We start from the raw sequence: 15,231 nt of genomic DNA, 5'->3' as shown, positions 1-15,231 counted from the left end.
GTGATAAGATACTACTTGTGGCTTGAACGGGCTTATCCGTTGAAAGCTTGAAAACGATGTTCCGCTGTGCCGGGTTTTGAGGCCAAGAGCATCTGTTGGAAGGAGTTGAAAACGATGCAAAAACTAATTGAAGATATCACAAAAGAACAGCTTCGTACTGATCTTCCTACGTTCCGTCCTGGTGACACTTTACGTGTACACGTAAAAGTTGTTGAGGGTAACCGTGAGCGTATCCAGATCTTTGAAGGTGTTGTGATTAAGCGTCGTGGTGGTGGAATCAGCGAAACGTTCACAGTTCGTAAGATTTCTTACGGTGTTGGCGTTGAACGTACTTTCCCTGTACACACACCAAAAATCGCGAAAATCGAAGTTGTACGTTACGGTAAAGTACGCCGTGCTAAGCTTTACTACCTGCGTGAACTTCGCGGAAAAGCGGCTCGTATTAAAGAAATCAGACGATAATGATAACGAACGAAAAGAGCTTGTTACCAGTAACAAGCTCTTTTTTTATACAGAATTTGAAAATGCCGGTCAGGCATCGTAAAATACATAAAGAACAACTAAGAATCTTGCACACTTAGAAGATAAAGGCGGTGTTCGTGTCACATGACAATCCAATGGTTCCCTGGCCATATGGCAAAGGCAAGACGGGAAGTAACCGAAAAATTAAAATTAATCGATATTGTATATGAACTGGTAGATGCCAGAATCCCGATGTCATCAAGAAACCCAATGATTGAAGACATCTTGAAAAATAAGCCGAGAATTATGCTGTTAAATAAAGCTGACAAAGCAGATGCGGCAGTCACACAGCAGTGGAAAGAGCACTTTGAGAACCAAGGAATCCGCTCTCTGTCTATTAATTCTGTAAATGGCCAAGGATTAAATCAAATCGTTCCGGCTTCAAAAGATATCCTGCAGGAGAAATTTGACCGGATGAGAGCAAAAGGTGTAAAGCCAAGAGCGATCCGGGCGCTGATCATCGGCATTCCGAACGTCGGAAAATCAACGCTTATCAACCGGCTGGCAAAGAAAAACATTGCGAAAACCGGAGACAGACCGGGTATCACAACATCTCAGCAATGGGTCAAAGTCGGAAAAGAATTAGAGCTTTTAGACACTCCGGGGATTTTATGGCCTAAATTTGAGGACGAGCTTGTCGGATTGAGGCTGGCAGTCACAGGGGCTATTAAAGACTCGATTATCAATCTTCAGGATGTTGCCGTGTTTGGCCTCCGTTTTCTCGAAGAACATTATCCTGAACGGCTTAAAGAACGCTACGGGCTCGATGAGATACCCGAAGACATCGCGGAGCTGTTTGATGCAATAGGTGAAAAACGCGGCTGCCTCATGAGCGGTGGGCTTATTAACTACGATAAAACGACTGAAGTGATCATTCGTGATATCCGCACAGAAAAGTTCGGGAGGCTGTCATTCGAACAGCCGACGATGTAAAGACGCGCAGAAATGCGGGTCTTTATTTTTTCCTGACAGGACCGATACATACAGTAAGGGAGAAGAGAAAGTGAATACATTAACCGTAAAAGACATTAGAGACCGTCTGCAAGAGGTAAGAGATGACCAGGACCCATTTCTTGCCCAGTGTGAAAATGATCCGAGAAAAAGCGTACAAGCGCTTGTAGAGCAATGGCTGAAAAAGAACGCAAAGGAAAAAGCGCTAAAAGAACAGTGGGTGAATATGACCTCCTATGAAAGGCTTGCGAGAAACAAGGGGTTTCGTTTTATTGCAGGAGTAGACGAAGTAGGCCGGGGCCCATTGGCAGGGCCGGTTGTCGCCAGCGCAGTCATCCTTCCTGAGAAATGCGAAATACTTGGGCTCACAGACTCAAAAAAGCTTACAGAAAAAAAGCGTGAGGAATATTACGATCTCATTATGAAAGAAGCTGTGGCAGTCGGTATAGGAATTGTAGAAGCAGCTGTTATTGATGAGATCAATATTTATGAAGCCTCAAAATTGGCAATGGTCGAAGCAATCCGCGATTTGTCCGATACACCCGATTATTTGCTCGTTGACGCGATGACACTGCCGCTCGATACGTCTCAGTCTTCAATTATAAAAGGTGATGCCAAAAGCGTGTCTATCGCAGCAGGTGCGTGTATTGCGAAAGTAACGAGAGACCGGATGATGAGCGCATATGCCGAAAAGTATCCGCAGTACGGCTTTGAAAAAAATAAAGGCTATGGGACAAAAGAGCATCTTGAAGCGCTCGCAGCTTATGGACCGACCGACTTGCACCGGAAAACTTTCGCTCCTGTTCAATCTTACAGATAATCTAATGGACAAGGAGGCACCTTTTGAAATGAACATACGAAATGATGTACAGCAGGCGCTCAAAAACCTTTTTGGAAACACTGCAGCTCCGCAGGAAACATCAAATACAACCGACGAATCAAATACCGTAAAGCGTCTCCTTTTAGGAAAAGTGCTTCGTTTATTAGGGGACCAGCATGCACTGATCCAAGTAGGGAATCAAACGATTCAAGGCAAACTTGAAACCCAGCTTCGTCCTCAGGCGTATTACTGGTTTTCCTACGAAAAAAAAACAGCGGAACAGACAGGCCGTCTCCAGGTTGTTCAAAGCTTTGACCAAAATCCCAAAACCATTCAGGATGCTGCGGGCAAGCTTCTGAACGCTATTTCAGTGAAGCCGTCAAACGCATCCCTTATGCTGGCAGGCGCAATGCTGAAAAGCAAAACACCCATCACAGAAAATGATATCAAAACAGCCGTCCGCTGGATGGACACGCTGCCTGTGACAGACACAAAAAAAGCCATCGAAACAGTTTTATTTGCCTTAAAGCGGGATCTTCCCGTTCACCCCGATGTTTTGAGCGGAGTTCATGCTGTCAAATCGCCTGTACCGCTCCATCAGCACTTATCTCAGCTGATTCAGGCTATTCATCAAAATCCTCAGACGAGCCAGGCGCTGACAAAGCTAAAAGAAGCCGTTACGGCACTTTTTAATAGCGAAACAGATGTCCATGCAGAACGTCTTATCGAGAAGCTTATCTCGTTAACGGATCATAACAGATCTGCCTCTTCAGTCAGTACAGCTGGAAACCGGGAGCTTAGCGCAGCAGACGGCTCCGCAGGAAAGGCAGACTACCCGCAGGAGCAGCAGCGAAACACACGAGACGGTGCCGCTAAAACTGTCTCAGACATTCCAATGAAAGAGGCAAGAAGGCTGCTGGCCACACTGACGGAAGCTGCGGATAAAAACGGCAATCCAATCGTAAAAGAAGCAGCGAATTGGATAAAGGCTGTTGTTTCCTCTAGTCAAAATAAGCCTGAGTCAGCAGCATCTGCTTTGCAGGCCGCGCAAGTCACGGATCAAGAAGCAGAAGTGTTTTTAAAGGCTGTTCAGCAGACAGCTCCTAATTTGGCGGATAAGGCAGATGTTCTTTCCTTCTTATCCAAAGTGAAAATGGCAATAGGCGCTCGAGATGAGCTTGCTTTTATTAAAGCGTTTGAACAAGGTGCCGCAGTGCTGCCCGATGATATTCAATCAGTTAAGATGGCTCTTCATGCTGCCAGAGCGTCACATGAGTTAGCGGAACCTGTCAAACAGGAAGCGGATCAGCTCTTCCATAAATTAAACGGTCAGCTTCTCATGCAGCAGGATCATCCTTCCTACAGCCAAATTGTGATGTCATTTCCGATGTTTTCAAAATCGGGGGTTCAGGACATGACTGTTCTGTTTAAAGGACAAAAAGAAGCGGATGGAAAGCTCGATCCTTCCCATTGCCGGCTCTTGTTTTTACTGCAATTAGATACGTTAAAAGAAACAGTTGTTGACTGCCTGATACAGCAGCAAGTCATGACGATTACAATTGAGACGGACTTTGAACTTCAGCCGGCAATCGATCCGATGGTGCCCGCCCTCAAGCAATCGCTCAAAGAAATGGGCTACAGTCTTTCAGGAGTTAACGCTAAAAAACGCCTTCAATCTGATGAAAAGGCTACAATTGATCAATACATAACAAGCATCAGTGATCAGGGAGTGGATGTGAAAATATGAACGAGCAAACGCCTTTAAGAAAAGCCATAGCTCTCCATTATGACGAAAAAATAGACAAGGCGCCAAGAGTAATTGCAACCGGGAAGGGCCATGTTGCTGACAACATTATCAAAGAAGCTAAAAAGGCGGGGGTCCCGATCCAAGAAGATCGGACCCTTGTCGAATTAATGCGCCATTTGACTGTGGATGACCAGATCCCGGAAGCACTTTATGAAACGGTAGCCGAGATTTTTTCTTTCATTTACAGATTGGACGAAAGTGTAAAAAATAAAAAATAGCTAAAATATTCCCCATTCTCCGCTTGAAATTTATGTTTTTAATAAAATAAAAGTTTGAATGTTTAGAAGGATTTTAAGATTTTGCATCGAACTCTAGACAATTCTTCCAGTATTATATAGAATGAAAGCGCAGTCTATTTTTAGTTTTGTTACATAAGTTAGGAGGATGGGAAATGAATATCCATGAGTACCAGGGAAAAGAAGTCCTCAGAAAATATGGGGTATCTGTTCCTGAAGGTAAAGTGGCTTTTACAGCAGAAGAAGCAGTTGAAAAAGCAAAGAGCTTATCCAGCTCGGTTTATGTCGTAAAGGCTCAAATTCATGCTGGCGGTCGAGGCAAAGCTGGTGGGGTAAAAATAGCAAAATCATTAGACGAAGTAAAAGCGTATGCCGAAGAACTTTTAGGTAAGACCCTCGTTACGCATCAGACAGGTCCGGACGGGCAAGTAATAAAACGCTTACTTATTGAAGAAGGCTGCGATATTAAAAAGGAATACTATGTGGGATTAGTGCTTGACCGTGCCACTTCAAGAATTGTTCTGATGGCCTCTGAAGAAGGCGGAACAGAAATTGAAGAAGTAGCAGAGAAAACACCGGAAAAAATCAAAAAGGCTGTCATTGATCCGGCTGTTGGCCTCCAAGGCTATCAAGCTAGAGAAATTGCATTCGCTATCAATATTCCAAAAGAGCTTGTGGGGAAAGCTGCTAAATTTATGCTTGGACTATACAAAGCGTTTGTTGAGAAAGACTGCTCAATCGCCGAAATCAATCCTCTCGTTGTAACTGGAGACGGGAATGTGATGGCGCTTGATGCGAAACTAAATTTTGACAGCAACGCATTATACAGACAAAAAGATATTATGGAATACAGAGATTTGGACGAAGAAGATCCAAAAGAAATTGAAGCGTCTAAATACGATCTGAGCTACATTTCCCTTGATGGAAATATCGGATGCATGGTAAACGGCGCTGGACTAGCAATGTCCACGATGGATATCATTAAACATTATGGAGGAGAACCGGCCAACTTCCTTGATGTCGGGGGCGGCGCAACCGCAGAAAAAGTCACGGAAGCATTTAAAATCATTCTTTCTGATCAAAATGTTAAAGGGATTTTCGTCAACATTTTCGGAGGCATTATGAAATGTGATGTCATCGCAGAAGGGGTTGTTGAAGCGACAAGGCAAGTCGGTTTAACATTGCCGCTTGTCGTCCGTCTTGAAGGAACAAACGTGGATCTAGGGAAGAAAATCCTTAGTGAATCAGGATTAAATATTACATCTGCGGAATCCATGGCTGACGGCGCGCAGAAAATCGTATCTTTAGTATAGGAAAGAATGAAAGGCAGGGGACCAAATAATGAGTGTTTTTATCAATAAAGATACAAGAGTTATTGTACAAGGGATTACAGGTTCTACCGCTTTATTCCATACGAAGCAGATGCTTGAATACGGCACAAATATCGTGGGCGGTGTGACACCTGGAAAAGGCGGAACAGAAGTGGAAGGGGTACCTGTATTTAATACAGTGGCTGATGCAGTTCATACGACTGGCGCAAATGCGTCTGTTATCTATGTTCCGGCACCGTTTGCAGCTGATGCAATTATGGAAGCGGTAGATGCGGAGCTTGATCTGGTCATTTGCATTACAGAGCATATCCCGGTTTTAGATATGGTAAAAGTGAAACGCTTCATGGAAGGCAAGAAAACGAGATTAATAGGACCGAACTGTCCTGGCGTCATCACGCCTGATGAATGTAAAATCGGCATTATGCCCGGATATATCCATAAAAAGGGTCATGTAGGCGTTGTATCGCGTTCAGGAACATTAACATACGAAGCAGTGCATCAGCTGTCAGAAGCGGGTGTAGGACAGTCTACAGCCGTTGGAATCGGCGGCGATCCTGTAAATGGAACCAACTTCATTGACGTTTTAAAAGCGTTTAACGAAGATCCTGAAACACACGCTGTCATCATGATCGGCGAAATCGGCGGCACAGCTGAAGAGGAAGCTGCTGAGTGGGTAAAAGCCAACATGACAAAACCGGTAGTCGGATTCATTGGCGGTAAAACAGCACCTCCAGGGAAGCGCATGGGACATGCAGGCGCCATCATTTCCGGCGGAAAAGGCACGGCTGATGAAAAAATCAAAACACTTAATGAATGCGGAATCGAAGTTGCAGAGACACCTTCTGTCATGGGAGAAACATTAATTAAAGTGTTGAAAGAAAAGAATTTATTTGAAACGTGCAAAACTCATTAATAGAGAAGGGACAGCCATCTTGGCTGTTCCTGCTTTTGCTGTTAAAAGGAGGTTCTCATATTGGATCAGGCCGCTGCCTGTTTAATCACTTGCAGAATCAACCAATTACTATCCCCGTCTCTTCTATTAAAATGGTGGAAAGCTGATCCGTCAATGTCACTGACAAATCCTTCATGTGCATTAGAAACAGCTTCACGCGGCAAAGTAAGGGCTGCGGCACTAAAAAATAAAATAGAAGAACAATATCCAAAACTTCAGCATTTACTCTCTGTATATCATCAGCAAGGCATTAATGTCATCCCAATATCCTCAGATCAATATCCATTCTGGCTGAAAACCATTTATGATCCGCCTCCCGTGCTGTTTGCAAAAGGTGATATATCCCTTCTTTCTCAAGGGAGAAAAATAGGAATTGTAGGTACGAGACATCCGACAGCCTATGGAATTCAGGTTGTCAATCATCTTACAATAGAGCTTTGCCATAAAAAGTGGGTGATTGTCAGCGGGCTGGCGTCTGGGATTGACGGATTGTCCCATGCTGCAAGTATTAAGGCGAAGGGGCGGACAATCGGAGTCATCGCAGGCGGATTTCAGAACATTTATCCTCGAGAAAATCTTCAATTAGCAGAACACATGGCTAAACACCATCTTCTTCTGTCAGAGCATCCACCTGAAACCAAACCCCAAAAATGGCATTTCCCTATGAGAAACCGTATCATCAGCGGGTTAAGTGAGGGCATTATTGTTGTGCAGGGCAAAGAAAAAAGCGGTTCTTTGATTACCGCATACCAAGCGCTGGAACAAGGGAGAGAAGTATTTGCCGTACCCGGTTCTGTATTTGATCCTTACGCCGGAGGTCCTGTAAAATTGATTCAAGAGGGGGCTAAAGCCATATGGTCAGCAGAGGATATTTATGCAGAGCTTCCTGAGAAAAACGTTCAATATACGGAACCCTTTTGAATTATCGTTTGACAAACAGCATTGTAATATTTAATAATAGTGAGGATTTAAAGTTGCATATTGTTTTCTATTTAAATAATGACGTTCATCATAAAGAATGAAATGTTGAAAGCCAAATAAAGACAGCTGCAAATATAAAATAAAATTTGAAATACTTGAAGAGAGAGAACACCTCTTGAGGGGGATGAAAATGTCTGATTATCTAGTCATCGTGGAATCGCCCGCTAAGGCGAAAACGATTGAACGTTACTTAGGTAAAAAATATAAAGTGAAAGCATCAATGGGACATGTCCGGGATCTTCCAAAAAGTCAAATGGGAGTTGACATAGAACAAAATTTCGAACCGAAATATATAACCATTCGAGGTAAAGGTCCGGTACTAAAAGAGCTGAAAACGGCTGCCAAAAAAGCTAAAAAAGTTTATCTCGCAGCCGACCCCGACAGAGAAGGGGAAGCGATTGCATGGCACTTGGCCCACAGCCTTGATTTAGATCTTCATTCAGACTGCCGTGTTGTGTTTAACGAAATTACGAAAGATGCAATTAAAGAATCATTTAAGCATCCCCGCATGATCAATATGGATTTGGTGGATGCACAGCAGGCGAGACGTATATTAGACAGGCTCGTCGGATATAAAATCAGCCCAATCCTTTGGAAAAAAGTCAAAAAAGGACTCAGTGCTGGCCGTGTTCAATCTGTTGCCCTCCGTTTAATTATTGATCGTGAAAAGGAAATTAACGACTTTAAGCCAGAGGAATATTGGACAATAGACGGCACGTTCTTAAAAGGACAGGAGACGTTTGAAGCGGGCTTTTTCGGTAAAAACGGCAAAAAACTTCCTTTAAAGAGTGAAGCGGATGTAAAGGACATACTTTCTCAGCTCAAAGGCAATAAGTATACAGTTGAAAAAGTAACTAAAAAGGAACGTAAACGTAATCCGGCCTTGCCATTTACAACTTCCACCCTTCAGCAGGAAGCAGCGCGTAAGCTCAATTTCAGAGCGAAGAAAACGATGATGATTGCGCAGCAATTATATGAAGGAATTGATCTTGGAAAAGAAGGAACTGTCGGTCTGATCACGTATATGAGAACGGATTCAACACGCATTTCCAATACAGCAGTTGATGAAGCGGCAGCGTTTATTGATCAAACGTACGGAAAAGAGTACTTAGGCGGCAAAAGAAAGCCCGCTAAAAAGAATGAAAATGCTCAGGATGCCCACGAAGCGATCCGTCCGACGTCGGTTCTCAGAAAACCAAGCGAATTAAAAGCAGTCCTTGGCAGAGATCAGCTGAGACTGTATAAATTAATTTGGGAGCGCTTTGTTGCCAGCCAAATGGCATCTGCTGTTTTAGATACAATGAGTGTTGATTTGACAAACAACGGTTTGACTTTTCGTGCAAACGGAAGTAAAGTCAAGTTTTCCGGCTTTATGAAAGTGTATGTTGAAGGCAAAGACGATCAATTGGAAGAAAAAGACCGGATGCTGCCTGACTTGCAAGAGGGAGACACTGTTTTATCTAAGGACATAGAACCGGAACAGCATTTTACCCAGCCGCCTCCGCGCTATACTGAGGCCCGTTTGGTTAAAACGCTTGAAGAACTCGGGATCGGCCGTCCTTCCACTTATGCTCCGACGCTTGATACGATTCAGCGGCGCGGGTACGTTGGTCTGGATAATAAACGGTTTGTTCCCACAGAATTAGGGCAGATCGTGCTTGAGCTGATCATGGAATTTTTCCCTGAAATCATTAACGTTGAGTTTACGGCAAAAATGGAAAAAGACCTTGATAATGTTGAGGAAGGCAATATAGAATGGGTACAGATTATTGATAACTTCTATACCGATTTTGAAAAGCGCGTGAAAAAAGCCGAATCAGAAATGAAGGAAGTAGAAATTGAACCGGAATATGCCGGAGAAGATTGTGAATTATGCAGTTCTCCTATGGTATATAAAATGGGCCGATACGGTAAATTCTTAGCTTGCTCCAATTTCCCCGATTGCCGGAATACAAAGCCGATTGTCAAACAAATCGGTGTGAAGTGTCCGAGCTGCGGAGAAGGAAATATTGTTGAGCGAAAATCGAAAAAGAAACGGGTTTTTTACGGCTGTGACCGTTATCCGGACTGTGAATTCGTTTCCTGGGACAAACCAATTGAACGAAAATGTCCGAAATGCGGAAAAATGCTTGTTGAGAAAAAGCTCAAAAAAGGCATACAAGTCCAATGCGTGGAATGCGATTATAAGGAAGAACCACAGAAGTAGCGGTGAGCAGGGTCTTGCTCACCTTCTTTGTGTGTTAAAAGAAGACAATGAATAATAAACTAGGAGATGTGAAAGATGAACCAACAAACAGTGAATGTAATCGGAGCCGGACTCGCAGGCAGTGAAGCGGCGTGGCAGCTTGCCAAACGGGGGATTCAAGTCAGATTATATGAAATGCGCCCAGTCAAACAGACGCCTGCCCATCATACTGATAAATTTGCAGAACTGGTATGCAGCAACTCTTTACGCTCCAATACACTTGCTAACGCTGTAGGTGTACTAAAAGAAGAAATGCGTGCGCTTGATTCAGCAATTATTGCTGCGGCTGACGAATGCTCAGTGCCTGCCGGCGGCGCACTCGCGGTAGACCGGCATGAATTTGCGGCAAGTGTGACAAACCGGGTGAAAAACCATCCCAATGTTACCGTCGTTAATGAAGAAGTAACAGAAATACCTGAAGGACCAACGATTATCGCAACTGGTCCGTTAACTTCAGAATCACTGTCTGCACAGTTAAAAGAGCTTACTGGAGAGGACTATTTATACTTCTATGATGCAGCGGCGCCTATCGTAGAGAAAGACAGCCTTGACATGGATAAAGTGTATTTGAAATCCCGTTATGACAAGGGAGAAGCGGCTTATCTAAACTGCCCGATGACAGAAGAAGAGTTTGACCGTTTTCATGAAGCTTTGACATCAGCGGAAACTGTGCCGTTAAAAGAGTTTGAAAAAGAGATTTTCTTTGAGGGCTGCATGCCGATTGAAGTAATGGCAAAACGAGGAAAGAAAACAATGCTTTTCGGACCGATGAAGCCAGTGGGATTAGAGCATCCTGTTACCGGAAAACGTCCATATGCAGTCGTTCAGCTCAGACAGGATGATGCGGCGGGAACTCTCTATAATATTGTAGGATTCCAAACTCATTTAAAATGGGGAGACCAAAAGGAAGTCCTCAAATTGATTCCTGGACTTGAAAATGTGGAAATCGTCAGATACGGTGTTATGCACAGAAATACATTCATTAATTCTCCAAGCTTGTTAAAACCGACTTACCAATTTAAAAAACGGAACGATTTGTTCTTCGCAGGACAAATGACGGGAGTAGAAGGATATGTGGAATCGGCTGCTTCTGGGCTTGTAGCAGGTATTAATGCGGCTAAACTTGTTTTAGGAGAAGAGCTTGTCACTTTTCCTCAGGAAACAGCAATAGGCAGTATGGCTCACTATATTACAACAACAAACCAGAAGAACTTCCAGCCGATGAATGCAAACTTTGGGCTTTTGAAAGATTTGCCTGTTAAAATTAAAAATAAAAAAGAGCGTAATGAACAGTACGCAAATCGGGCGATCGAGACAATTCAAACAATTTCGAAAACAATATAGGTATTGATTGCAACTTGATCGCGATTTGTGATACCATTTAAAAGCCCTTCCTGGGGAGGTATTTGGCATGGAGAATGTTAAGAATTTCGTAAAGTTATTCGTTGAATATTTACAAATTGAAAAAAATTATTCACAATATACTATTGTGAATTATGTGGATTCAATTGAAGAATTCGAGACTTTCCTGCGCGTTCAAGGTATAAATGGATTTGAAAAAGTTGCATATCAAGATACTAGAATTTTTTTGACGGAAGCCTATGAAAAGGGTTTATCGAGAAGAACAATCAGCAAAAAAATTTCTGCATTGAGAAGCTTTTACAAATTTCTGATGCGAGAAAAGCTAATTGATGATAATCCGTTCCAGCTTGTTCATCTGCCGAAACAAGAGAAACGGATACCGAAGTTTCTATATCAAAAAGAGCTTGAGGAACTGTTTGAAGTTTCAGATATAAGCCAGCCGACCGGCATGAGGGATCAAGCGCTATTAGAGCTTCTCTATGCCACCGGAATGAGGGTCAGTGAATGCTCTTCCATAAGTGTTCATGATCTTGATTTATTTATGGATACAGTGCTTGTTCACGGGAAAGGCAAGAAGCAGCGTTATATCCCTTTTGGGTCTTACGCCCGCGAAGCGTTGAAGTTATATATGAATAGCGGAAGACAGTGCTTGCTGAAAAAAGCAAAAGAACCTCATGATCTATTATTCGTGAATCAAAGAGGCGGACCGCTTACAGCCCGAGGCATTAGACACATTTTAAGCGGGCTTGTCAAAAAAGCGTCCGGCACTTTACATATCCATCCGCATATGCTTCGACATACGTTCGCCACTCATCTATTAAACGAAGGAGCAGATTTGAGGAGCGTTCAAGAACTGCTCGGGCATTCCAATCTGTCTTCGACACAGATATACACGCACGTTTCGAAGGAAATGTTGAGAAACACATATATGTCTCACCATCCAAGAGCTTTTAAGAAAAATTAAAGGAGGCCCTTTATGTCATCTTTTCATGCGACCACAATCTTTGCAGTACAGCATAAGGGACGAAGCGCAATGTCCGGAGACGGTCAAGTTACATTTGGTCAGGCTGTTGTAATGAAACATACTGCGAGAAAAGTAAGAAAACTGTTTAACGGCAAGGTTCTCGCAGGATTTGCGGGATCTGTTGCAGACGCTTTCACTCTATTCGAAAAGTTCGAAGCGAAACTTGAAGAATATAATGGCAACTTAAAACGGGCTTCTGTTGAGCTTGCAAAGGAATGGCGAAGCGACAAAGTGCTTAGAAAGCTTGAAGCCATGCTGATCGTTATGAATCAAGATACCTTGCTTCTCGTATCGGGAACTGGTGAGGTTATCGAGCCGGATGACGGCATTCTGGCAATTGGATCAGGCGGCAATTACGCTTTGGCAGCCGGAAGAGCGCTGAAAAAGCATGCCGGGGAGAGCATGACTGCAAGTGAGATTGCTAGAGCTGCGCTGGAAACAGCGGGCGAAATTTGTGTATACACGAACGATCAAATCATACTGGAAGAGCTTGAATAGAAAGGACTTGAGGCGCATGGAAAAAAAACCGTTAACACCAAGACAGATTGTAGATCGGTTAGACCAATACATCGTCGGTCAGCAAAACGCGAAAAAAGCTGTCGCCGTGGCATTAAGAAACCGCTATAGAAGAAGTCTCCTGGATGAAAAGCTGAAGGACGAGGTCGTTCCGAAAAATATTTTAATGATGGGGCCTACCGGGGTAGGGAAAACTGAAATTGCCAGACGAATCGCTAAGCTTTCAGGTGCGCCATTTATCAAAATTGAAGCAACAAAATTTACAGAAGTCGGCTATGTAGGCAGAGACGTTGAATCAATGGTCAGAGACCTTGTGGAAACTTCTGTTCGTCTTATAAAGGAAGAAAAAATCAACGAAGTGAAGGAGCAGGCAGAAGAAAATGCTAACAAACGCATTGTTCGCCTGCTAGTTCCAGGGAAGAAAAAACAATCAGGCGTTAAAAACCCGTTTGAAATGTTTTTCGGCGGCAGCCAGCCAAACGGCGAGGACGAAACGGAAAGCCAGGAAGAAGCAAACATTGAAGAAAAAAGAAAACGCATGGCTCATCAGCTGGCATTAGGAGAGCTTGAAGACCACTATGTTACTGTAGAAGTTGAAGAGCAGCAGCCTTCTATGTTTGACATGCTGCAGGGCTCGGGTATGGAGCAGATGGGCATGAATATGCAGGATGCACTGAGCGGATTGATGCCCAAGAAAAAGAAACGCCGTAAAATGACAGTCAGAGAAGCCAGAAAAGTCCTGACGAATGAAGAGGCAAGCAAACTCATCGATATGGATGAAGTCAGCCAGGAAGCTGTCCATCGGGCAGAAGAGAGCGGAATTATCTTTATCGACGAGATTGATAAGATTGCAAAAAACGGTGGCGCGTCATCTTCAGCTGATGTATCAAGAGAAGGTGTTCAGCGTGATATTCTCCCAATCGTTGAGGGTTCTACCGTTGTCACTAAATACGGTTCAGTTAAAACAGACCATGTATTGTTTATTGCAGCGGGAGCATTTCATATGGCCAAACCGTCTGATCTGATTCCTGAACTGCAAGGGCGTTTTCCAATTCGTGTAGAACTGAGCAAACTGACGGTTGACGATTTCGTGAGAATTTTAGTTGAACCCGATAACGCGCTCTTGAAACAATATCAGGCATTATTGCAGACAGAGGGTATATCTCTTGAATTTTCTGACGAAGCTATTCATAAGATTGCTGAAGTCGCCTATCATGTGAACCAGGAAACAGATAATATCGGTGCGAGACGCCTTCATACAATACTCGAACGTCTGTTAGAAGATCTCTCTTTTGAAGCTCCGGATGTAACAATGGAGAAAATAACGATTACACCGCAGTATGTGGAAGAAAAGCTCGGAACGATAGCTAAAAACAAAGATTTAAGTCAATTTATATTGTGAAAATTTAATAAGAGGAATGTTTAGGAGGATCATTTATCATGGCTTTATTACAAAAAACAAGAATTATTAACTCCATGCTGCAAGCTGCGGCAGGGAAACCGGTTAACTTTAAAGAAATGGCGGAAACGCTTCGGGATGTAATTGATTCCAATATTTTCGTTGTGAGCCGCAGAGGAAAACTGCTCGGCTACTCTATCAACCAGCAAATTGAAAATGACCGTATGAAAAAAATGCTTGAAGATCGCCAATTCCCAGAGGAATATACGAAGAATCTGTTCAACGTCCCTGAAACATCTTCTAACCTGGATATCAACAGTGAGTATACTGCTTTCCCTGTTGAAAACAGAGACTTGTTCCAAGCTGGTTTAACAACAATTGTGCCGATCATCGGAGGCGGAGAAAGATTAGGTACACTCATTCTTTCACGTTTACAGGATCAATTTAATGATGATGATTTAATACTTGCTGAATACGGCGCTACAGTTGTCGGAATGGAAATTCTGAGAGAAAAAGCAGAAGAAATTGAAGAAGAAGCAAGAAGCAAAGCAGTAGTACAAATGGCAATCAGCTCTCTTTCTTATAGTGAGCTTGAAGCAATTGAACACATCTTTGAAGAGCTTGACGGAAACGAAGGTCTCCTTGTTGCAAGTAAGATTGCAGACCGTGTCGGCATTACCCGCTCAGTTATTGTTAACGCACTCAGAAAGCTTGAAAGCGCCGGTGTAATTGAGTCAAGATCATTAGGAATGAAGGGTACTTATATTAAAGTGCTCAACAACAAATTCCTGATTGAATTAGAAAATCTGAAATCCCATTAATGAATAGAAGAACCTCTTAAAAGGGGTTCTTTTTTTATTCAAATAAAGGAAATCAATAAGCTTTATTTCCTGGGCGAAAAGTCTTTCTTTGTAATAATTTTAATAAAGTTTATTATTTTCTTCATAAAAACAGAAAAATGACGAAATAAATGGGGAAAATACAGAAATTCAGCTATTTTCAGCCTTATATCAATGTAAAAAACGTAGTTCAAATAATCTAGGACTATGTACCTAGTTGTAAAATAGATATATATGAGGACATTT

14 protein-coding genes are annotated in these 15,231 nt (G+C 42.9%); all 14 read left to right on the top strand.

The genetic code is table 11. From position 1 onward, the window contains the following. Positions 1-114 precede the first annotated feature (114 nt). The 14 genes from rplS to codY all read left to right on the top strand — a co-directional run bounded on the left by rplS (position 115) and on the right by codY (position 14,967). Positions 115-462, top strand: coding sequence for a 50S ribosomal protein L19 (gene rplS, locus DIC78_RS01345; RefSeq protein ID WP_010334229.1), 348 nt, complete (start codon positions 115-117; stop codon positions 460-462). Between the two features lie 144 nt (positions 463-606). After that, a complete protein-coding gene (gene ylqF / locus DIC78_RS01340) occupies positions 607-1,455 on the top strand; it encodes a ribosome biogenesis GTPase YlqF (protein WP_010334231.1) in 849 nt (282 codons plus the stop codon). Positions 1,456-1,525: 70 nt separating this feature from the next. Continuing rightward, positions 1,526-2,293 (top strand): ribonuclease HII, encoded by a 768-nt coding sequence (locus tag DIC78_RS01335; RefSeq protein WP_106022039.1) that lies wholly within the window; start codon positions 1,526-1,528, stop codon positions 2,291-2,293. Between the two features lie 28 nt (positions 2,294-2,321). Further along, positions 2,322-4,040, top strand: coding sequence for a hypothetical protein (locus DIC78_RS01330; protein ID WP_127695239.1), 1,719 nt, complete (start codon positions 2,322-2,324; stop codon positions 4,038-4,040). Beyond that, the gene (locus DIC78_RS01325) at positions 4,037-4,318 is read left to right on the top strand and encodes a FlhB-like flagellar biosynthesis protein (RefSeq protein ID WP_095713833.1); all 282 of its coding nucleotides are present in this window, start codon (positions 4,037-4,039) and stop codon (positions 4,316-4,318) included. Before DIC78_RS01330 ends, DIC78_RS01325 begins: the two co-directional genes overlap by 4 nt. 173 nt (positions 4,319-4,491) lie before the next feature. Beyond that, positions 4,492-5,649, top strand: a complete 1,158-nt coding sequence (sucC, locus tag DIC78_RS01320; RefSeq protein ID WP_003238568.1) for an ADP-forming succinate--CoA ligase subunit beta — start codon at positions 4,492-4,494, stop codon at positions 5,647-5,649. Positions 5,650-5,677: 28 nt separating this feature from the next. Further along, positions 5,678-6,580, top strand: a complete 903-nt coding sequence (sucD, locus tag DIC78_RS01315) for a succinate--CoA ligase subunit alpha (protein ID WP_024121388.1) — start codon at positions 5,678-5,680, stop codon at positions 6,578-6,580. A gap of 60 nt (positions 6,581-6,640) precedes the next feature. Then, complete coding sequence (gene dprA / locus DIC78_RS01310) at positions 6,641-7,540, top strand: DNA-processing protein DprA (protein ID WP_127695237.1); 900 nt, start codon at positions 6,641-6,643, stop codon at positions 7,538-7,540. Between the two features lie 190 nt (positions 7,541-7,730). Next, positions 7,731-9,806, top strand: coding sequence for a type I DNA topoisomerase (gene topA / locus DIC78_RS01305; RefSeq protein WP_044155905.1), 2,076 nt, complete (start codon positions 7,731-7,733; stop codon positions 9,804-9,806). A 75-nt stretch (positions 9,807-9,881) separates the two neighbouring features. Further along, the gene (trmFO, locus tag DIC78_RS01300; protein WP_024121391.1) at positions 9,882-11,189 is read left to right on the top strand and encodes an FADH(2)-oxidizing methylenetetrahydrofolate--tRNA-(uracil(54)-C(5))-methyltransferase TrmFO; all 1,308 of its coding nucleotides are present in this window, start codon (positions 9,882-9,884) and stop codon (positions 11,187-11,189) included. Between the two features lie 67 nt (positions 11,190-11,256). Next, positions 11,257-12,171, top strand: a complete 915-nt coding sequence (gene xerC, locus DIC78_RS01295; RefSeq protein WP_127695235.1) for a tyrosine recombinase XerC — start codon at positions 11,257-11,259, stop codon at positions 12,169-12,171. Between the two features lie 12 nt (positions 12,172-12,183). Further along, complete coding sequence (gene clpQ, locus DIC78_RS01290) at positions 12,184-12,729, top strand: ATP-dependent protease subunit ClpQ (protein WP_127695233.1); 546 nt, start codon at positions 12,184-12,186, stop codon at positions 12,727-12,729. Between the two features lie 16 nt (positions 12,730-12,745). Then, positions 12,746-14,149, top strand: a complete 1,404-nt coding sequence (gene hslU / locus DIC78_RS01285; RefSeq protein ID WP_044155901.1) for an ATP-dependent protease ATPase subunit HslU — start codon at positions 12,746-12,748, stop codon at positions 14,147-14,149. Positions 14,150-14,187: 38 nt separating this feature from the next. Continuing rightward, positions 14,188-14,967 carry a GTP-sensing pleiotropic transcriptional regulator CodY gene (gene codY, locus DIC78_RS01280; protein ID WP_003220850.1) on the top strand — a complete coding sequence of 260 codons (780 nt, stop codon included), beginning with the start codon at positions 14,188-14,190 and terminating at the stop codon, positions 14,965-14,967. Positions 14,968-15,231: the final 264 nt, after the last annotated feature.

Origin of the sequence: Bacillus halotolerans (assembly GCF_004006435.1) — a bacterium.
GTDB lineage: Bacteria > Bacillota > Bacilli > Bacillales > Bacillaceae > Bacillus > Bacillus halotolerans.
The sequence above is the reverse complement of the archived record's forward strand: the minus strand, read 5'-3'. Positions and strand labels throughout refer to the sequence as shown.

What these genes read in the sequence shown, in the direction of transcription:
- rplS (WP_010334229.1), top strand. Translation starts at nt 115, where the DNA reads ATGCAAAAACTAATTGAAGATATCACAAAAGAACAGCTTCGTACTGAT.
- ylqF (WP_010334231.1), top strand. Translation starts at nt 607, where the DNA reads ATGACAATCCAATGGTTCCCTGGCCATATGGCAAAGGCAAGACGGGAA.
- DIC78_RS01330 (WP_127695239.1), top strand. Translation starts at nt 2,322, where the DNA reads ATGAACATACGAAATGATGTACAGCAGGCGCTCAAAAACCTTTTTGGA.
- DIC78_RS01325 (WP_095713833.1), top strand. Translation starts at nt 4,037, where the DNA reads ATGAACGAGCAAACGCCTTTAAGAAAAGCCATAGCTCTCCATTATGAC.
- sucC (WP_003238568.1), top strand. Translation starts at nt 4,492, where the DNA reads ATGAATATCCATGAGTACCAGGGAAAAGAAGTCCTCAGAAAATATGGG.
- sucD (WP_024121388.1), top strand. Translation starts at nt 5,678, where the DNA reads ATGAGTGTTTTTATCAATAAAGATACAAGAGTTATTGTACAAGGGATT.
- topA (WP_044155905.1), top strand. Translation starts at nt 7,731, where the DNA reads ATGTCTGATTATCTAGTCATCGTGGAATCGCCCGCTAAGGCGAAAACG.
- trmFO (WP_024121391.1), top strand. Translation starts at nt 9,882, where the DNA reads ATGAACCAACAAACAGTGAATGTAATCGGAGCCGGACTCGCAGGCAGT.
- xerC (WP_127695235.1), top strand. Translation starts at nt 11,257, where the DNA reads ATGGAGAATGTTAAGAATTTCGTAAAGTTATTCGTTGAATATTTACAA.
- clpQ (WP_127695233.1), top strand. Translation starts at nt 12,184, where the DNA reads ATGTCATCTTTTCATGCGACCACAATCTTTGCAGTACAGCATAAGGGA.
- hslU (WP_044155901.1), top strand. Translation starts at nt 12,746, where the DNA reads ATGGAAAAAAAACCGTTAACACCAAGACAGATTGTAGATCGGTTAGAC.
- codY (WP_003220850.1), top strand. Translation starts at nt 14,188, where the DNA reads ATGGCTTTATTACAAAAAACAAGAATTATTAACTCCATGCTGCAAGCT.